Origin of the sequence: Streptomyces sp. NPDC007095, assembly GCF_040634475.1 — a bacterium.
GTDB lineage: Bacteria > Actinomycetota > Actinomycetes > Streptomycetales > Streptomycetaceae > Streptomyces.
Map to the genome: position 1 here is coordinate 1 of NZ_JBEYFS010000133.1, position 19,232 is coordinate 19,232.

The following is a 19,232-nucleotide window of genomic DNA, read 5'->3' on the forward strand; positions in this document are numbered from 1 at the left end:
ACCTTGTCGCCGAGGTCGCGGATGGCCTGCGGGGGCGGGCCGATCCAGGTCAGGCCGGCGTCCAGGACCGCCTGGGCGAACTCGGCGTTCTCCGACAGGAAGCCGTAGCCCGGGTGGATGGCGTCCGCGCCGGAGTCCTTGGCGGCCTGGAGGACCTTGGCGATGTCCAGGTAGCTGGTGGCGGGGGTGTCACCGCCCAGGGCGAACGCCTCGTCCGCCGCCCGGACATGCGACGCGTCCCTGTCTGGTTCCGCATACACGGCAACGCTCGCGATCCCGGCATCCCGGCACGCCCGGGCCACGCGGACAGCGATTTCGCCACGGTTGGCGATGAGCACCTTGCGCACGATGAACCTCCCCAGACTCCGCTCGGAGCCACCAGACTGTTCGAGTGCGCACTTCCCCTTCAATACGGTCCGTTGCAGAACTGGGTCAGAATCCGCAGACCGGGGGCAGCATTTACCGGAAGAGGAAAGAAGAAGGTCAGGCCTCCGTCAAATGTCCGGACCCGGCGGAGGGATCCGCCGGGTCCGGAAACAAAAGGAATGCGCCATTCCGGGGAGAATTTCGAGGGCCGTTCGGGAGGCGTTCCGCCGTGGCGTTCGGGAGACGTTCAGGAGGCGTTCAGGGGCTGCGTGCGGGAAGCACTTCCCGCCGTTCCACAGGGTTTCGCGGGCCCGTACTCGGTCAACCGTCGCGCAGGGCCTTGCGGTACCAGGGCGCCGCGAGGGGGAAATCGGTGTCGAAGCCGGCGCCGGGTGCGCGCCGCAGGTCGGACCAGAGCGGGGTGCTGTCGAAGACGTGGTCGGTGGTGAACATGTCGAGCCCGGACGGAGGTACACCCTTCTCGGCCAGGACCGCCCGGGCTCGGTCGGCGGTCAGTTCCCGGTCCGGCCAGTCGGTCCCCGTGCAGTCGGCGACCGCGCGCAGGAGGGTGTCCACGGGGAGGGGCTCCGGGTGGGTGGCGTGGTAGACGGAGGCGGTCAGGTCGGTGGCGGGGGCGAGCGCGGTGGCCACCAGCAGCGCGGCCAGTTCGGGTGCGGCGATCACGGAGGTCCGGGCGTGCCAGCCCTCAACCGTGCCGGGCAGCACGCGCAGCATCCGGGTCAGGCCGGGCACCACCCACCTGTCGCCCTCCCCGTACACCAGGTGCGGGCGCAGGACGACACCGCCGGCCGCGAGGACGGTGTCCTCGGCCGTGGCCCGGGTGAGGGACGTGGGCGAGCCCGGGTTACGGGACAGTTCTTCGGGCCGGTCGCCGCGGAAGGTGCCACGACCGTAGACGGACGCGGTGCTCAGCTGAACGATGCGCGCAACCCTCGCGCGGCGCGCTTCCTCGATGAGCGCCGCCGTGCCACGGGCGTTGACGGCGTCGTTGGCCTCGACGCCGCCGCCGATCTGCGAGGCGCAGTGGATCAGGACGTCGACTCCGTCGCACACCCCGCGCAAGGACGCGGGGTCGGTCAGATCGGCCCGCACGACGCGAGCACCGTCATGGGCCGCAGGACCCTCCTGAGTCACAGGACCCTCCTGGATGGGGGAGCCCTTGTGGAGCGGGGGATCGGAGCCGAGCAGGGGACTGAGATGGGACATGAGCCTCAGGTCGGCCCGGTACCGGGCCGCTTCACGGGCGACGTGTCCGCCGACGAAGCCGGCTGCGCCGGTGATCAGGATGGTGGGCACGGGTCTGTCTCCTCGGGATGGGGACGCTCTCCCAGGCGTACGGAGGATGCGCGGGCTCAACGGCCGCGCGGGCTCAGGACGAGCTCGGCGGTGAAGACGGTCTCAGCGTGCTGCGTACCGCGCACCCGCACCAGTACGCCGCCCTCCGTACCGTGCGGTTCGGCCTGCGGCTCGATCCAGCAGGGCGCGTCGAACTCGGCGTAGCGCGCGAAGTTGCTCTTGAGGCCCACCAGGAGGGCGTCCGGCATCCCGGTCGAGACGAGGGCGGCCTGCCGGGCGGCTTCCAGCAGGACCATGCCCGGTATGTGATCGACGGGGTGGTCGAAGAAGGTGGGGTGGGCGGTGTCGACGCGCAGTTCCCAGCGGTCGCCGGTACCGGAGGCCGATCGGGGCTCGGGCTTGAGTGCGGACTTGAGCTCGGACTCAGACCTGGACTCAGGCCTGGCCTCAGACCTGGACTCAGGCCTGGCCTCAGGCCTGGATTTGGGCCCGGCCTCAGGCCTGGATTTGGGCTCGGCGAGCAGCACGTGCCGGTCGTCGGAGTGTCCCACCGCGGCCGGGTCGATCGCGGGCGGCACGACGCGGTCGGTGGTGGTGGGCCGGCCGGCTCGCAGCCTGCGGTGGACGGCAGGACTGGTGCAGCTGAACGCGGCGCCCGCGGTGGCCAGCGCCTTTCCGTCGCGCAGCACGGTGACGTCGTAGCGCATACCGCCGAGCACCCGGCCCCTGCGGACGATGTCGCGGCAGACCGTGCGCAGTTCGACCTCCGTGGGGACGGCGTCCGCGACAAGGAGTTCGGGGCAGGTGTTGAAGAACATGTCCCACATCAGGAACTGGTGCCCGAAGGGGACGCCGAACTCGGCGTGCGCGAGCAGGGAACCGATCTGGCGGACGGACTCGATCAGGAGCATCGGGTCCTGGTAGCCGCCGGACTGAGTGAAGAAGGAGTGGCTGCGCGGCCATTGGGCACTGACCGCGAACTCGTCCGGCCGGTCGGGTCCGGCTGGTTCGGCGGCGGCTTCCCAGCCGGTCAGCAGGACCTCCGAGACGGCGGCGCGATGGACGTACTCGCGCGGAACCGTCGTGGTCAGCCGCGGAGTCAGAGTTCGCGCGACGGTCTGGACGGAGGCTTTGGCAGAGGCCTGGGCAGAGGCCTGAACGGCGGGTTGAACAGCGTTTCGAGCAGCGGGCCGTGAGGCGGTTCGTGAGGCGCTGGTGCCCACCGTCGCGACGTCGTCTTCGACGGACACACGGGTGGAGGTGGTGTACGACATGTACGGCACTCCTGTCTGGTTCCGAGCAGGGGGCAGCAACCCGTACCGCCGGCAGCCACCCCCCGTGGCCGACGTTCTCTCGCTCACACAAGATACAGACATGTCTGTTCGGTTTTTCAAGTAAAGCTTTAGCATCCCTCGAGCGATGAGCCGCCACTACGGGCCGGTACAGCATGATTGCGCCACCCGGGACGCCTGATCTTTCAAACCGTGCAGACCTGCATGGTTAGCGCCAGAGACACGCGCCGGACAAGAGGGTCCACCCCGACCGCAACCTGCCGGAAACATGACCTTGAAGCTCCGGATCTCTCTACATATACGCAGGTCAACGTGGGTGAATTGGAAAAGGTACGGACCGACGCGCGGGGGATCTCGAACACGTTGACAATCAGACAAGTCTGTTTGCTATCGTCCTCATTGTGAGAGTTCAGCAGTCCGTTCCGTGATGACGAGACTGTGCCTCAGGAGGAGCAGATGAATCGGCAAGCCGTGGATCTACTCGACGCCCGATCGCAGCGCAATCTTCCGCACCGCCCCACGATTCCCCAGCCCGGGCGGGCCGTTGCCCCACAGGCGGCCGCCGACCACCCCGGCCCCCCGGCCGGAGCACTGCGCGTCCTGGTCGTAGAAAACGACGTCAGGGCCGCCGACTCCCTCGTCCAGGGCCTGCTGCGGCAGGGGTACGCCGCACAGAGCGTGGCCACCGGCACCAAGGCGCTCCAGGCGCACCGCGATGCCGATCTCCTACTGCTCGACCTGGACCTGCCCGACCTGGACGGGCTCGAGGTGTGCCGGGGTATCCGGGCGGTCTGCGACACCCCGGTCATCGCCGTCACCGCGCGCGGCTCCGAGCTCGACCGGGTGCTCGGACTTCAGGCCGGCTCGGACGACTACCTGGTCAAGCCGTACGGCTTCCGCGAGTTACTGGCCCGGATGGAGGCGGTGATGCGCCGGGTACGCCAACAGCCCGCCGCCGCCCAGGTCATCACCCACGGGCCGCTGCGCATCGACGTCGGCACCCGGGTGGCCACGCTGAACGGGAAGCCGGTGGACCTGACCCGCAAGGAGTTCGACCTGCTGCATCTGCTGGCTTCGCAGCCCGGCACCGTCATGCCGCGACGCCAGCTCATGGCGCAGGTCTGGGACGACACGTGGTCCCACCGCGGGCGCACCATCGACACCCACGTCAGCAGCCTGCGCGGCAAGCTCGGTTCGAGCAGTTGGATCATCACCGTACGCGGTGTCGGTTTTCGGCTCGGCCACCCCTGAGCGGCACCCGCAGGCCGTACGAGGACCACGCGAGGACTGCTCGACGACCCCATGAGGACCACTTGATGGCCGCTTGACGACCGCTTGAGAAGCACTCGAGGATCGGCCGAGGACCGACCGAAAATCGAGCCGAACCGGAAGCAAATACTCCCGCCTACTGGCGGCGTGCCGCCTTGCCGATACAATACAGACCAGTCGGTAAAATTCCAGTGGGCGAGAGCAAGGACCTGGTATGGCCACACAAGAGCGCGGGACGAGGTCGAGGCACTCGATCCTGGAGTCCGCGGCCCGCGTGTTCGACGAGCGCGGCTACGACGCGGCGAGCACCAACGACATCCTGGCCCGGACGGGCCTCACTCGAGGCGCGCTGTACCACCACTTCCCTTCCAAGGAAGCGATCGCCGTGGCCCTCGTGACCGCGCACAGCGAGGCGCTGGTGGTGCCGGACCAGGCGGTGAAGCTCCAGGCGGTCATCGACCTCACCCTGGAGTTCGCCCAGCGTCTCCAGCGCGATCCGGTGCTACGGGCCAGTGTGCGGCTCGCCGTCGAGCAGACGTCGTTCTCGCGGCCGCCGCAGACTGCGTACGAGCAGTCCGGCGCCGCCATACTCGCCCTGCTGCGGCAGGCCGAGGACCAGGGCGAGATCCTGCCCGGCGTGGACATCCAGGAAGCCACGTCGACCATCGTCGGCGCCTTCACCGGCCTGCAGTTGATGTCCCAGGTCTACAGCAACCGCGAGGATCTGCCGGAACGCATCGGTGCGTTCTGGCGCTTCGTGCTGCCCGGTCTGGCCACGCCCGGCATGCTCGGCCGCCTGCGCACCGTCCCGCCGCCGGCCCGCGAGCCCGCCTGACCACCGTCCGGCCCGCCCGGCCGCGCCCCTGAACCCGGCAACCTCACAACCAGGCCCGCACCCCGCGCCCGCACCGCCCGCCGAACAGAACACGGCGCCCCGAACGCGAGCTCCGGGCAGGTCCGCCTCACCCGTGAGGGAACCCAGCCCGACACCTCACCCGGGCCGAGCCCCCAGACGGGTGCCTTTCGCATGCCGTCCCGTTCACGGGCACGCCCCGCGACGGACCTCCGAAGACCGAGGGCCTGTCCCGACCCCGGCCTCCGGACAACACCTCCGGACCAACCCCGTCACCGCAGGCGCTCTCTCGCGCCGCCCCGAACACGGGCACCCCCGCAACCGACCTCCGAACGCCGAGGGCCCCACCCGCACCCGGGCCCCGGCACGTCACCGAACTCGGGCCTCGCTCCCCCGCGCGCAGCCCAGCCGGGCTCCAGCCGCCTTCCAACTCCGGGACGGGACCGATGTCCCCCGGCTCCGGGCCGCGTACCCGAGCCCAGGACCATGAACTCGCCCGGTGTTCGCGACTCCCCACCGCTGCCTCACCCAGGGTCGAGAGACGGCCCCTGCCCCCAGCCCGGCCGAACTGCGCTCGCCGAACCTCGGACCAACTCCGCCCAGAACGTGGGACCTTGAGGAAGGCCCAGAGGCCCGCGCTCACGGCTTCAAGACGTCAGGCCCCCTCAAACCCCCTCAGACCCGCTGCCCACCCACCGTTCCTCCTCCGCCCGTCCCTCCCCGGCCAACGAGAACAAGGGACGCAACAACACCCACAACCGCTTGGACGTCTTGGGGTCCCACCACTCCGCGTCCGTGTGCCCGAGCGACTCCAGCCCCGCGGCCACCACCACCGCCAGCTCGGCCAGATCCTCCGGCGCCGGCACCACGTCCCGGTGCGCGTCGACCACCCGCCTGCGCACCAACGCCAGTACGTCGTCACGTAACCGCGGGGGCCCCGCCGACCCGTCCACCGCCAGCTGTATGCCGGCCCGGACGAGTTCCTCCGTACGCAACGCCTCGCACAGGGCGACCAGAAGGCGCTCCGGGGCATCCTCCACGGGCCCCTCGAAGGCCTTGTCCATCAGCGCGACAACCCGCTCGTGCGCCTGCTCGTACACCGCGGCCGTCAACTCCGCGGTGGAGGAGAAGTGGTGATAGAGAGCCCCCCGGCTCACCCCGGCCCGGCGGCAGATGTTGACCAGTCCCGCATCGGAGAGCCGGCCGTTCGCTATCAGTTCCGCCGCGGCACGGACGAGAGCCTGACGGGTCTGTTCGGACCGGGTCTGCATCAGGCTGCACCTGCCTATTCCTGCTCATGGCATGAAGGAGCGCGGGCGCCCTGAGGGCGCCGGCAACAACCAGAATCATACAACCATGCATGTTTTAGTCGACAGCCCCGTGAACCCGGACCTCCATCCAATCCCCATAAATCCTGCAGCTCTTGCCCATGAACGGCCTCTTGACGGCCGGACGACCCCGCGAACACACCCCATCCGGAACACCCGCCCACTCTTGACAATCAGACAAGTCTGTTTGTTACGTTGGCGATGGCCACGTTGCCCCGGCACCCAAGCGTCACCCGAGCGTTGAGGAGTCCGATGAGCAGCACGACCGCCCCCACCGCGCCCACCTCCACGACCGCACCGACCGCACCGATCCCCCCTGTCACCTCGGCCATCCCCCTGGTCGGCAGTGGGTTCGGCGAAGCCCTGCACGAGGGCCTGGTCCGCGCGGCGGCCCGGATGTCGCCCCGCCCGGGCCACTCCCCCTTGATGTCGTCCCCTGCCACCCTGGGATCCTGGGAGACCGGCGCCGTCCTGGACCGCTTCACCGCCCGCCTCCCCACCGCACTCGCCCCCGCCGAGGCGGAAGTGCCCACCCTGCGCACCACGCTGACGGAGTTCGCCCGCACCGCCCTTGCCCGTGCCGCGGACACCACCCCCGCTCCCGCTCCCGCCCCCGCGCCCATCGCCCCGCCCACCGCCTCCCCGCACCAGGTGGCCGCCGCGGTCGCCCTGCTCCTCGAGTGCGCCCTGCTGCACGTCCTGGAGAACGGCATCGCGCACCACGAGAGCGCGCTGCCCCGCGCGGTCGCGGTCGTCCGGCGCCTCGGCGAGGTCGTCCGGGAGGCCGGGGAGGGCATGTGGTCCGGCGACGACGGCCGCGGCGAGCGCCGCCGCCTGGCCCGGCAGCTGCACGACGAGCTGGGCGGCGCCCTGTCCCTCGCCCGACTCAGCCTCGACGCCGCGGCGGCCTGCGCCCCCGGCAGGACCGGCTCACCCACCCCTGACGCTCCCGGCCCCGTCGCCGCTCACCTCGCCACCGCCCGAAGGGCACTGGCCGCGGCGGCCAGGGAGAACCAGGCGCTCATCGACGGCATGCGCCACCGCGCCGACCTGCCGCCCCTGCGCGAGGCCCTGGAGGCCTTCCTCGCGGGCCCACGTCCCCGCGACGGCCGCCGTGTCCAGACCTCCGTCGAGGTCATCGGCGACGAGTGGACCCTCTCCGAGCGGCACCGGGAGGAGACCTTCCTCGCCCTGCGCGAGGCCCTGCGCGACCGCCTGGCCCGCTCGGGCGCGCGCCGCGTGGACACCGTCGTACGCATCACCAGGCGCTGGCTGTACGCGAAGGTGACCGACGACGGCCACGGCCCCGCGGGGGGTTCCGCCGACTCCGCCGATTCCGCGCGGGCCCTGCGCTCCCTCACCGACCGCGTCGAGGACCTCGGCGGCCGGACCGGCATCACCCCGGGCACCCCCACCGGCACCCTGCTGGAGATCCATCTGCCCCTGCGCAGACACCCCTGAGCCCCGCCCGGAAAAAACTGAGAGACAGAACACACTCCGGCCAGCACCCCGGCCAACCCCACCTCGACCCACCCGGACCCAGCCCGGCGCGCCCGAACCCGGCCCCGTACCGGAGACACGGAAAAGGGCCCATCGTCTTGACGATGAGCCCTTTTCGCTGGTGCGCGAGGGGGGAGTTGAACCCCCACGCCCTTGCGGGCACTGGAACCTGAATCCAGCGCGTCTGCCTATTCCGCCACCCGCGCATTGGGTGTGTCTTTGGTCTCTCACCGAGTGGTGCGAGCCCCTGTCGACATGCAGAAGATTAGCACGCTGTCCGGGGTGGAATCACATCCCTTTCCCACGGCCACGGGCCCCGCCGGCACCGCACGTCTCAGGCCTAACCGGTTCACGTATCAACCTCGTACCGGTCCACGCCATCTCTCCAGGAGCAGGGCAGGGTGCACAGTCAGGTGCGGGACACTGGTCTCGGAGCGCCTCTACGATCCTTGGCAGGAGTAGTGCCGGGAAGTGTTCGAAGAGGAGCCCCGGCGGGAACTTCGGGAAGGGACTTCGGAAGGCGTCGACACCCGTCGACAGGGCCGACAGGGGGAACCAGCCGATTTCCCGGCGCGTGGATACGATCAGTAAGCAGTACCAGCAGGACCAGGACGACTACGGCAGGCCGTACGACACGGTGGGCCGTACGCAGTACGACATGGACAGCAGGCAGAACCAGGACGGTCACGAAGGAGGAGGTGCCCCATGGGAGTCCTGAAGAAGTTCGAGCAGCGTCTCGAAGGTCTGGTCAACGGCACCTTCGCCAAGGTGTTCAAGTCCGAGGTCCAGCCCGTGGAGATCGCCGGAGCGCTGCAGCGCGAGTGCGACAACAACGCCACGATCTGGAACCGCGACCGGACCGTCGTACCCAACGACTTCATCGTGGAGCTGAGCGCGCCGGACTTCGAGCGCCTCAGCCCCTACTCCGGCCAGCTCGGCGACGAGCTCGCCGGGATGGTGCGCGACTACGCCAAGCAGCAGCGCTACACCTTCATGGGGCCCATCAAGGTCCACCTGGAGAAGGCGGACGACCTCGACACCGGTCTCTACCGGGTGCGCAGCCGTACGCTCGCCTCCTCCACCGACCAGCAGGCCCCCGAGCGCGCCCCCGCGGGCCCGCCCCCCGGTCGGCCCGGTGGCTACGGCTATCCGGCTGCCGCCCCGGGCGCGAGTCCCGCAGGCGCTCCCCCGATGCCGTCCGCGCCGCCGCCCGGCGTGCGCCCCGGCCCCTCGCCGATGGGCTCACGGCCCGGCGCGGCTCCGGGCCCGACGGCCGGCGGCCGCATGCGGCACTGGATCGAGATCAACGGCGCCCGCCATCAGATCTCCCGCCCGACGCTGGTGCTGGGCCGCAGCACCGAAGCCGACGTGCGGATCGACGACCCCGGCGTATCCCGCCGGCACTGTGAGATCCGGACCGGAACGCCCTCGACGATCCAGGATCTCGGATCCACCAACGGCATCGTGGTGGACGGGCAGCACACCACCCGCGCTACGCTCCGCGACGGCTCGCGGATCGTCGTGGGCAGCACCACCATCATTTACCGGCAAGCCGAAGGGTGAAGCGGGGGCAATGTCAGAGCTGACCCTCACGGTCATGCGGCTGGGTTTCCTGGCCGTACTGTGGCTGTTCGTGATCGTGGCCGTGCAGGTCATCCGCAGCGACCTGTTCGGAACGCGCGTCACACAGCGCGGCTCGCGCAGGGACGCCTCCAGGCCGCAGCAGGCCGCGCGCCAGGCCGCACCACCTCCGCAGCGCCAGCAGGCGGCGCCGCCGAGCGGCGGCGGTGGCCGACAGCGCCGCGGCGCCCCCACCAAGCTGGTCGTCTCCGAAGGCACCCTCACGGGTACGACCGTCGCGCTGCAGGGGCAGACCATCACCCTGGGCCGCGCGCACGACAGCACCATCGTGCTGGACGACGACTACGCGTCCAGCCGCCATGCCAGGATCTACCCGGACCGGGACGGCCAGTGGATCGTCGAGGACCTCGGCTCCACCAATGGCACGTATCTCGACCGGAGCCGACTGACGACTCCCACGCCTGTTCCGCTGGGCGCGCCGATCCGCATCGGCAAGACCGTCATCGAGCTGCGGAAGTAGTACGACAATGAGCGAGCGGAGCGAGCACGCAGCAGCGGTCCACACGACGGACCCCGGCGCGCTCCCGACCGGAGGGTGGGCACCGTGCGGATGTACCCGGAGCCGACGGGCGAGGTGCGCATGAGTCTGTCACTGCGCTTCGCCGCCGGATCGCACAAAGGCATGATCCGCGAGGGCAACGAGGACTCCGGTTACGCCGGTCCCCGCCTGCTCGCGATCGCCGACGGGATGGGCGGCCAGGCCGCCGGTGAGGTCGCCTCCTCCGAGGTGATCTCCACCATCGTCGCGCTCGACGACGACGTCCCGGGCTCCGACATCCTCACCTCGCTGGGCACCGCCGTACAGCGTGCCAACGACCAGCTGCGGATGATGGTCGAGGAGGACCCCCAGCTGGAGGGCATGGGGACCACCCTCACCGCGCTCCTGTGGACCGGTCAGCGCCTCGGCCTCGTGCACGTCGGCGACTCCCGCGCGTACCTCCTGCGTGACGGCGTCCTCACGCAGATCACCCAGGACCACACGTGGGTGCAGCGCCTCGTCGACGAGGGCCGCATCACCGAAGAGGAAGCCACCACCCACCCACAGCGCTCCCTGCTGATGCGCGCGCTGGGCAGCGGCGACCACGTCGAGCCGGACCTCTCCATCCGCGAAGTCCGCGCCGGCGACCGCTACTTGATCTGCTCCGACGGCCTGTCCGGCGTCGTCTCCCATCAGACGATGGAAGACACGCTCGCCAGCTACCAGGGCCCGCAGGAGACCGTCCAGAACCTCATCGAGCTCGCGCTGCGCGGCGGCGGCCCCGACAACATCACCGTCATCGTCGCCGACGTCCTCGACATCGACTCCGGCGACACCCTCGCCGCCCAGCTCTCCGACACCCCGGTCGTGGTCGGGGCGGTCGCCGAGAACCAGCACCAGCACCAGCTGCACGACAACGGCGCCATGCAGACCCCCGCGGGCCGCGCCTCCAGCCTCGGCCGTCCGGTGCCCGGACAGGGCGGTGGCGGCGAGTTCGGCCCGCCCGGCAGCGGCGACACCACCGGTTACGTCTCCACGGGCGGCTACGGCGACTACTCCGACGAGGACTTCGTCAAGCCGAGCGCCGGGCGCAAGTGGCTGAAGAGATCCCTCTACACCACGCTGGTCCTCGCCGTCATCGGCGGCGGTCTGTACGGCGGCTACCAGTGGACGCAGACGCAGTACTACGTCGGCACCCAGGACCAGCACGTCGCGCTGTACCGCGGAATCAGCCAGGACCTGGCCTGGGTCTCACTCTCGAAGGTGGAGAAGGATCACCCCGAGATCGAACTCAAGTACCTGCCGCCGTACCAGCAGAAGCAGGTCAAGGCGACGATCGCGGAGGGCGGCCTCCAGAACGCCCAGAAGAAGATCAGCGAGCTCGCCACGCAGGCCTCCGCGTGCAAGAAGGACGCCGAGCGCCGCGCCGCCGACAGCAACACCGCGAAGACCGGCACGGGCCAGGCAGGTGGAACCACGGGAACCACAACCACCTCTCTGACGTCCAAGGCCACGTCCAGCCCGTCCCCGACGCCGAACGCATCGCGCTCGGCACCGTCTTCGAAACCGTCCACCTCCGCCGCACCCACTCCCACACCCGGCCCCAGCCTCTCCGACGAGGAGCAGAAGCTGGTCTCGCTGTGCGGTAAGCAGTAAGAAGCCGTGAGGGGCCCTGTCACACCATGAGCAGTAGTACGAACACGCCGACGCACCACACGTCGACCATCGGTTCGATCGGCACACCGAGCCGCCGCAACACCGAGTTGGCGCTGCTGGTGTTCGCCGTCCTCATCCCGGTCTTCGCGTACGCCAACGTGGGCCTCGCCATCGACGAGAAGGTGCCGTCCGGCCTGCTGAGCTACGGCCTCGGCCTCGGCCTGATCGCGGGCGTCGGCCATCTCGGCGTCCGCAAGTTCGCGCCGTACGCCGACCCGCTGCTGCTGCCGCTGGCGACGCTGCTCAACGGCCTCGGGCTGGTGATGATCTGGCGTCTCGACCAGTCCAAGCTGCTCCAGTCGCTGCCCAACTTCACCCAGGCGGCACCCCGCCAGCTGATGTACACCGCGCTGGGCATCGGTCTGTTCGTCGCCGTACTGATCTTCCTGAAGGACCACCGCGTCCTGCAGCGCTACACCTACATCTCCATGTTCGCCGCGCTGATCCTGCTCCTGCTGCCGCTGGTCCCCGGTCTCGGCGCCAACATCTACGGCGCCAAGATCTGGATCTCGATCCCCGGTCTCGGCACCCTCCAGCCCGGCGAGTTCGCGAAGATCATCCTCGCGGTCTTCTTCGCCGGCTACCTCATGGTGAAGCGCGACGCGCTGGCCCTCGCCAGCCGCCGCTTCATGGGCCTCTACCTGCCGCGCGGCCGCGACCTCGGCCCGATCCTGGTCGTCTGGTTCGTCTCCATCCTGATCCTGGTCTTCGAGACCGACCTCGGTACCTCGCTGCTGTTCTTCGGCATGTTCGTGATCATGCTGTACGTCGCCACGGAGCGGACCAGCTGGATCGTCTTCGGTCTGCTGATGTCGGCGGTCGGCGCCGTGGGCGTGGCGAGCTTCGAACCGCACATCCAGACGCGTGTCCAGGCCTGGCTCAACCCGCTGCACGAGTACAAGCTCAGCCAGGCCGGAACCCACGACGGCATCCTCCACTCCGAGCAGGCCATGCAGGCCCTGTGGGCCTTCGGCTCCGGTGGCACGCTCGGCACCGGATGGGGACAGGGCCACTCCGAACTCATCCGGTTCGCCGCCAACTCCGACTTCATCCTCGCCAGCTTCGGCGAGGAACTGGGCCTGGCGGGGATCATGGCGATCCTGGTCATCTACGGCCTGATCGCGGAGCGCGGCATCCGTACGGCGCTCGCGGCCCGCGACCCGTTCGGCAAGCTCCTCGCCGTCGGTCTCTCCGGCGGCTTCGCGCTCCAGGTCTTCGTCGTCGCGGGCGGCGTCATGGGCCTGATCCCGCTCACCGGTATGACGATGCCGTTCGTGGCCTACGGAGGCTCCTCCGTCATCGCGAACTGGGCGCTGATGGGCATCCTCATCAGAATCAGCGACACCGCCCGCCGCCCGGCCCCCGCACCCGCACCCAGCCCCGACGCCGAGATGACCCAGGTGGTCCGCCCGTGAACAAGCCCCTGCGCCGGATCGCGATCTTCTGCGGGCTCCTCGTCCTCGCCCTGCTCCTCCGCGACAACTACATCCAGTACGTCCAGGCCGACAGCCTGCGGACCGACACGCTCAACCGCCGCGTCGCTATCGAGCGGTACGCCACCCCGCGCGGCGACATCATCGTCGACGGCAACCCGATCACCGGGGCCGCCAAGTCGGCCAAGAACGGCATCAACGACTTCGAGTACAAGCGCACCTACAAGGACGGCGCGATGTGGGCGCCCGTCACTGGGTACGCCTCCCAGGCCTTCGGCGCCACCCAGCTGGAGAGCATCGACGACGGCATCCTCACCGGCAACGACGACCGGCTCTTCTTCCGCAACACCCTCGACATGATCACGGGCAAGAAGAAGCAGGGCGGCAACGTCGTCACCACCCTCAACGCCGCCGCGCAGAAGGCCGCGTACCAGGGCCTGCTGAGCCGCGGCAAGGGCGCCGTCGCCGCGATCGACCCGCAGACCGGCGCGATCCTGGCGCTGGCCTCCACCCCGTCGTACGACCCGTCGACCTTCGCCGGGAACTCGACGAGCGTCGACGGCAAGGCCTGGACGAAGCTGCAGAAGAAGAACAACCCCGACGACCCGACGCTCAACCGGGCGCTGCGCGAGACCTACCCGCCCGGCTCCACCTTCAAGGTGGTCACCGCGGCGGCGGCGCTGGAGAACGGCCTGTACAAGTCCGCGGACGAGAACACGGACTCACCGCTGCCGTACACCTTGCCGAACACCAGCACCGAGCTGAAGAACGAGGGGAACATCCCCTGCAAGAACGCCACTATGCGCGTGGCGCTCCGTGTCTCCTGCAACACCGTCTTCGGCAAGATCGGTGCCGACCTCGGCAAGGACAAGATGCTGGAGGAGGCCGAGAAGTTCGGCTTCAACTCCGAGCAGTTCACGCCGGTGCGCTCCAACGCCTCGAACTTCCCCAAGAAGATGGACAAGCCGCAGACCGCGCTCAGCTCCATCGGCCAGTTCGAGACCGCCGCGACCCCGCTGCAGATGGCCATGGTGGCCTCGGCCGTCGCCGACAACGGCACGCTGATGAAGCCGTACATGGTCGACAAGCTGCAGGCCCCGAACCTCGACGTCATCTCGCAGACAGACCCGCAGAAGATGAGCCAGCCGCTCTCCAAGGAGAACGCCCAGATCCTGCAGTCGATGATGGAGACGGTCGTCAAGGAGGGCACGGGTACCAAGGCGCAGATCTCCGGCGTCACCGTGGGCGGCAAGACCGGTACCGCCCAGCACGGTGTCGCCAACAGCGAGAAGCCGTACGCGTGGTTCATCTCATACGCCAAGCTCCCCGACGGCAGCTCGCCCGTCGCCGTGGCCGTGGTGGTCGAGGACGGCGCCGCGAACCGTGGAGACATCACGGGTGGCGGTCTCGCCGCCCCCATCGCGAAGAGCGTGATGGAGGCGGTCATCAACAGCAAGAAGTGACCCCTGTCACGTCCCCTTCACATCGGTGCACGTTGCGATACCGGTCCTGTATCGGGTGACGGGCTTGGCCAGGTCACAGAAGCCGAGCCGGGTACGGTATGCCCGGACGGCACACCGCCGGACCACACAAGCGTGCGGTCGGGACCGACGGAGAGGGCTGGTAGGTAGCTATGGAAGAGCCGCGTCGCCTCGGCGGCCGGTACGAGCTGGGCCAGGTGCTCGGCCGTGGTGGCATGGCGGAGGTACATCTCGCCCATGACACCCGGCTCGGCCGCACCGTGGCGGTGAAGACGCTGCGAGCCGACCTCGCACGCGATCCGTCGTTCCAGGCCCGGTTCCGCCGGGAGGCCCAGTCGGCCGCCTCGCTCAACCATCCCGCGATCGTCGCCGTGTACGACACGGGTGAGGACTACATCGAGGGCATCTCCATCCCGTACATCGTGATGGAGTACGTCGACGGGTCCACGCTGCGCGAGCTGCTGCACTCGGGCCGCAGACTGCTCCCCGAGCGGTCCATGGAGATGACCATCGGCATCCTCCAGGCCCTCGAGTACTCCCACCGCGCCGGAATCGTCCACCGCGACATCAAGCCGGCCAACGTCATGCTGACGCGCAACGGCCAGGTCAAGGTCATGGACTTCGGCATCGCCCGCGCCATGGGTGACTCCGGCATGACGATGACGCAGACCGCCGCGGTCATCGGCACCGCCCAGTACCTCTCCCCGGAGCAGGCGAAGGGCGAGCAGGTCGACGCGCGCTCGGACCTCTACTCGACCGGCTGCCTCCTCTACGAGCTGCTGACCGTGCGTCCGCCCTTCGTGGGCGACTCCCCGGTCGCGGTCGCGTACCAGCACGTACGCGAGGAGCCGCAGCCGCCGTCGGTCTTCGACCCCGAGATCACGCCCGAGATGGACGCGATCGTCCTGAAGGCACTGGTCAAGGACCCGGACTACCGCTATCAGTCCGCCGACGAGATGCGCCAGGACATCGAGGCCTGCCTCGACGGCCAGCCCGTCGCCGCCACGGCCGCCATGGGCTCCGTGGGCTACGGCGGCTACCCGGACGACCAGGCCACCACGGCGCTGCGCTCCACGGACGCCCAGGCCACGTCCATGCTGCCCCCGATGAACCCGGACGACGGCGGCTACGGCTACAACAACAACTACGACGACCGCCCGGCCCGCCGCCGCCAGCAGAAGAAGTCGAACACCTCGACGATTTTGCTGGTCGTGGCGGGTGTGCTGGTCCTGGTCGGCGCGATCCTGATCGGGAAGTGGATGTTCGGGGGCGGCGGTGTGAGCAACAACTCCGTCTCCGTTCCCAACCTCGTCAGCCAGTCGGTCAAGGACGCCACCCAGCTGGCCACCAACGCCGAGCTGAAGGTTTCGATCACCAAGAAACCCTGTGAGGACCAGAAGACGGGCAACGTCTGCGACCAGGACCCGAAGTGGGGCGTGAAGGCCACCAAGGGCGACACGATCACTCTGATCGTGTCCACGGGGGCGCCGAAAGTCGCGGTGCCAGACGTCACAGGCCTGACCTTCGAGAAGGCAAAGTCCCAGCTTGAGGACAAGGGCTTCCAGGTCGAGAAAAAGACCGAAGAGTCCGACCGGACTCCGGGTGTCGTCACCGCCCAAGACCCCTCGGGTAGCACGGAGCAGGAGAAGGGATCGACGATCACCCTGACGGTCGCCAAGGCCCCGGAGACCACGACCGTGCCGGACTTGACAGGCCAAACCTGTGACGCCGCCAAGCAGCAGTTGCAGGCCAAGAACCTGACGCCGGGCGACTGCACTCAGGTCGACACCAGCGACCCGAACCTGGTCGACAAGGTCATCCAGACCTCGCCGTCGGCGAACAGCGTGGTCAAGCAGGGCTCCACGGTCCAGATCCAGATCGGCAAGCAGGCCCAGAACAGCCAGGTCACGGTGCCGACCGTGACGCAACTGTCACTCAAGGACGCCAAGAAGGCCATCACGGACGCGGGGCTGACCGTGGGCACCATCACCGGTTCCCAGGACGACAACGCGATCGTGTTCAACCAGGATCCGCAGCCCAACAGCACGGTCGCCCAGGGCACCCCGGTCAACCTTGTCGCCATCCAGAGCGGCAACGGCAACAACAACGGAGGCGTCTTCGGCCAGGGGTAGCGCGCCTACAACCAGCACAATTGAGCACTTCCGACGTCTCCATAAGGAGCCTCGGCAACAACAACGGCGGCAACGGCTTCTTCGGCGGTCTCACCGGAGGCTGACGCGGCGGTCGAATCAGCGGCTCAAGGAACTGTGCCCCGCCCGGGAGTCCGGGCGGGGCACAGTTTTCGTTGGCTGGACCGCACCGTCATGCCATGTACGCGGCGGCCGACATTCTGTATGAAACCCGACCACATCTTCATACTGCCTCGACTCGTTGAAGCGGTGGGGTGGGGAATCGGAGCTCTGCCCCGGCCACATGGCCACACCGCGAACGGAAGGGGCAGAACGTGATCGACGAAGCGGCTCTGCTGGAATCGAAGACCCTGCGGGGCAGCGTGCTGGAGCGCACGGACGTGCTCGACAAAGTCAAAGCACTTTCGCTGCTGCCGGACGGGATGAGCGTGACGACGGCGATGGTCGCGGCGTACTTCGAGGTCGCGGAGCGGGCCATCAACCGGATGGCACAACGGCACCGGGACGAGCTGACAGTGAACGGCTTGCGGATCCTGCGCGGAGAAGAGCTGGCGCGATTTAAGGGAGACACGTTGTCTCCCTATCCGGAGAGTTATCCACAGCCCCGCTCCAGCCTGGCCCTCTGGTCCCGCCGAGCCGTCCTCAACGCCGCCATGCTCCTCCGCGACAGCCACGTGGCCCGCCAGGTCCGCACCTATCTCCTCGACGTGGAGTACCTGGCGCGCACTCGCCCAGTCGACACCACGGTCTCCGGCACCCCCGACGCTCTCGACGACCGCATCGACCAGCGCATCACCCACATCCTCGGCAAGACAGTCGTCCCCATGCTCAACGCCCTGATCGAAGCTTCAGGCGAACATCGTCAGGAACTCATCTCCCTCCGTGAGGATGTCCAACGGATCGAGAAGCGGCTGTGCGACCACGACACCCGCGTCACCGAGCTCGAACGCACTCGTGGTCCACGCCCGTACACCGGAATCATGGCCTCCATCGACGCCATGAACTGGCGGGAGTTCGAGCACCACATCGCTGTCCTGCTGCGCCGCGACGGCTGCACGGACGTCATCGTGCACGACGGCCCGGGTGACCGGGGAGTGGATGTCACCGCGCGCACCGCCGACGGCCGCTCGGTCGTCGCGCAGTGCAAGAGCTTCGCGCCGTACCGCCCGGTGTGGAGTGGCGAACTGCAGAAGTTCCTCGGCGCATCACACGTCCGGCACACGGCCGACGTAGCGCTCTTCGTCGCCACGACATCATTCACGCCCGACGCGCGTGCCATCGCGGAGAATTACGGTGTCACGCTCGTGGACCGTTCCCACCTGGAGAAGTGGAGCGCGGGCGTTCCACTGTCTGTCCTTCAGTAGGCGTCACCAGACACAACCGAAGGAGCCCGAAGCCGCAAGAGAAAGTTGCGGCTTCGGGCTTGGCGCATCCTAGCCGACAGGCCCCCCCCCGCAGGGGGCTTGTCGGCTCGCCGCGGCTTCCCCATAATTTCCCAGCCGCAGAGCACAGCACGAAACCAAGAACCTCATTCAAGGCTCCGTCCGGAGAGTTATCCACAGCCCTGCTCGGGCCCGGGCTCTCCATCGGGTGACCGAGTTCCTGCAAGGAGCTCAGTCACCTCAGCCCAACTCCGCCGGCGGCGTCCGCGCGCTGTCCACCTTGTCGACCCGCTCCAGCTCGCCCCACACGATGTAGCGGTACTCCGACGTGTAGACCGGCGTGCAGGTCGTCAGGGTGATGTAGTGGCCCGGCTTCGTCTTGCCCGACTGCTTCGGGACCGACTGGAGGACCTTGACGTTGTACTTCGAGGTCTCGGGGAGAATCGAGAAGACCTTGTAGACGTACCAGTCGTCCTTGGTCTCGAAGACGATCGGGTCGCCCTTCTTGATCTTGTCGATGTTGTGGAACTTGGCGCCGTGGCCGTCGCGGTGGGCGGCGAGCGTGAAGTTGCCGGTCTTGTCGGTCATCGGCAGCGTCGCCTTGACCGGGTCCGTGTAGTAGCCGGCGACGCCGTCGTTGAGGACCTTCGTGGAGGTGCCCTTCTCGACCAGCACCTCGCCGTTCTTCATCGACGGGACATGCAGGAAGCCGATGCCGTCCTTGGTGTCCAGCGCACCCGGGCCGCCCTTGTCCTGGGCCCAGTTGTCGCGGACCTTGTCGCCCTGCTTGTCGGCCGCGCGGTCCGCGACGACGTTCGTCCACCAGAGGGAGTAGACGACGAACAGGCCGAGCACCAGGCCCGCGGTGATGAGGAGTTCACCCAGGATGCTGACCGCCATCGCGATCCGGCTCACTCCACGACGCTTCGGAGCGGCCGCTTCGGCGTCGGCCTCGGCCTCGGCGCGCTCGTCGTGGTCGGTCCTCGCTGCCACTGTGCATCTGCCCCGTCTGGTCTGTCTCAGGTT

General features: G+C 68.7%; 16 protein-coding genes and 1 tRNA gene. 11 read left to right on the forward strand and 6 right to left on the reverse strand.

All coding sequences use genetic code 11. The features are described 5' to 3' along the window. The 3 genes from ABZ656_RS35735 to ABZ656_RS35745 form a co-directional block, all read right to left on the reverse strand. The coding region (locus ABZ656_RS35735) for a biotin carboxylase N-terminal domain-containing protein (protein WP_360273610.1) at window positions 1-347 on the reverse strand (347 nt) is incomplete at its 3' end. Window positions 348-687: 340 nt separating this feature from the next. Continuing rightward, window positions 688-1,683, reverse strand: a complete 996-nt coding sequence (locus ABZ656_RS35740; protein ID WP_360273613.1) for an NAD-dependent epimerase/dehydratase family protein — start codon at window positions 1,681-1,683, stop codon at window positions 688-690. Between the two features lie 56 nt (window positions 1,684-1,739). After that, entirely contained in the window at window positions 1,740-2,957 is a 1,218-nt protein-coding gene (locus tag ABZ656_RS35745) for a ScbA/BarX family gamma-butyrolactone biosynthesis protein (RefSeq protein WP_360273616.1), read from the reverse strand. A gap of 474 nt (window positions 2,958-3,431) precedes the next feature. On the opposite strand from ABZ656_RS35745, the gene ABZ656_RS35750 reads away from it, so the two are divergent. Then, window positions 3,432-4,226, forward strand: coding sequence for a response regulator transcription factor (locus tag ABZ656_RS35750; RefSeq protein WP_101399144.1), 795 nt, complete (start codon window positions 3,432-3,434; stop codon window positions 4,224-4,226). Window positions 4,227-4,458: 232 nt separating this feature from the next. Next, window positions 4,459-5,079: a ScbR family autoregulator-binding transcription factor gene (locus ABZ656_RS35755; protein ID WP_360273619.1), complete on the forward strand. Its 621-nt coding sequence runs from the start codon at window positions 4,459-4,461 to the stop codon at window positions 5,077-5,079. A gap of 683 nt (window positions 5,080-5,762) precedes the next feature. On the opposite strand, the gene ABZ656_RS35760 is transcribed toward ABZ656_RS35755, so the two are convergent. Then, entirely contained in the window at window positions 5,763-6,368 is a 606-nt protein-coding gene (locus tag ABZ656_RS35760) for a TetR/AcrR family transcriptional regulator (protein WP_101399140.1), read from the reverse strand. 309 nt (window positions 6,369-6,677) lie between these two features. Between ABZ656_RS35760 and ABZ656_RS35765 the strand changes: the two genes are divergently transcribed. Further along, window positions 6,678-7,886 (forward strand): histidine kinase, encoded by a 1,209-nt coding sequence (locus ABZ656_RS35765; RefSeq protein ID WP_360273622.1) that lies wholly within the window; start codon window positions 6,678-6,680, stop codon window positions 7,884-7,886. Window positions 7,887-8,044: 158 nt separating this feature from the next. Here ABZ656_RS35765 and ABZ656_RS35770 read toward each other — a convergent pair. Beyond that, window positions 8,045-8,131 (reverse strand) — tRNA-Leu (locus ABZ656_RS35770). 368 nt (window positions 8,132-8,499) lie between these two features. Between ABZ656_RS35770 and ABZ656_RS35775 the strand changes: the two genes are divergently transcribed. The 8 genes from ABZ656_RS35775 to ABZ656_RS35810 all read left to right on the forward strand — a co-directional run bounded on the left by ABZ656_RS35775 (window position 8,500) and on the right by ABZ656_RS35810 (window position 18,188). Further along, on the forward strand, window positions 8,500-8,643 hold the full coding sequence (locus ABZ656_RS35775) for a hypothetical protein (protein ID WP_180361961.1): 144 nt from the start codon (window positions 8,500-8,502) through the stop codon (window positions 8,641-8,643). Then, entirely contained in the window at window positions 8,631-9,488 is an 858-nt protein-coding gene (locus tag ABZ656_RS35780; protein ID WP_360273625.1) for a DUF3662 and FHA domain-containing protein, read from the forward strand. The genes ABZ656_RS35775 and ABZ656_RS35780 overlap by 13 nt, the downstream gene beginning before the upstream one ends. Before the next feature lie 10 nt (window positions 9,489-9,498). Continuing rightward, the gene (locus ABZ656_RS35785; protein ID WP_101399135.1) at window positions 9,499-10,026 is read left to right on the forward strand and encodes an FHA domain-containing protein; all 528 of its coding nucleotides are present in this window, start codon (window positions 9,499-9,501) and stop codon (window positions 10,024-10,026) included. 90 nt (window positions 10,027-10,116) lie between these two features. Further along, window positions 10,117-11,700, forward strand: coding sequence for a Stp1/IreP family PP2C-type Ser/Thr phosphatase (locus tag ABZ656_RS35790; protein WP_360273661.1), 1,584 nt, complete (start codon window positions 10,117-10,119; stop codon window positions 11,698-11,700). 26 nt (window positions 11,701-11,726) lie between these two features. Further along, entirely contained in the window at window positions 11,727-13,175 is a 1,449-nt protein-coding gene (locus tag ABZ656_RS35795; protein ID WP_101399130.1) for an FtsW/RodA/SpoVE family cell cycle protein, read from the forward strand. Continuing rightward, on the forward strand, window positions 13,172-14,656 hold the full coding sequence (locus ABZ656_RS35800; RefSeq protein ID WP_101399128.1) for a penicillin-binding transpeptidase domain-containing protein: 1,485 nt from the start codon (window positions 13,172-13,174) through the stop codon (window positions 14,654-14,656). Before ABZ656_RS35795 ends, ABZ656_RS35800 begins: the two co-directional genes overlap by 4 nt. Before the next feature lie 170 nt (window positions 14,657-14,826). After that, the gene (gene pknB, locus ABZ656_RS35805) at window positions 14,827-16,806 is read left to right on the forward strand and encodes a Stk1 family PASTA domain-containing Ser/Thr kinase (RefSeq protein WP_360273630.1); all 1,980 of its coding nucleotides are present in this window, start codon (window positions 14,827-14,829) and stop codon (window positions 16,804-16,806) included. 332 nt (window positions 16,807-17,138) lie between these two features. Further along, a complete protein-coding gene (locus tag ABZ656_RS35810) occupies window positions 17,139-18,188 on the forward strand; it encodes a restriction endonuclease (RefSeq protein ID WP_360273633.1) in 1,050 nt (349 codons plus the stop codon). A gap of 258 nt (window positions 18,189-18,446) precedes the next feature. On the opposite strand, the gene ABZ656_RS35815 is transcribed toward ABZ656_RS35810, so the two are convergent. Continuing rightward, the gene (locus tag ABZ656_RS35815; RefSeq protein WP_360273636.1) at window positions 18,447-19,199 is read right to left on the reverse strand and encodes a class E sortase; all 753 of its coding nucleotides are present in this window, start codon (window positions 19,197-19,199) and stop codon (window positions 18,447-18,449) included. Window positions 19,200-19,232 lie beyond the last annotated feature (33 nt).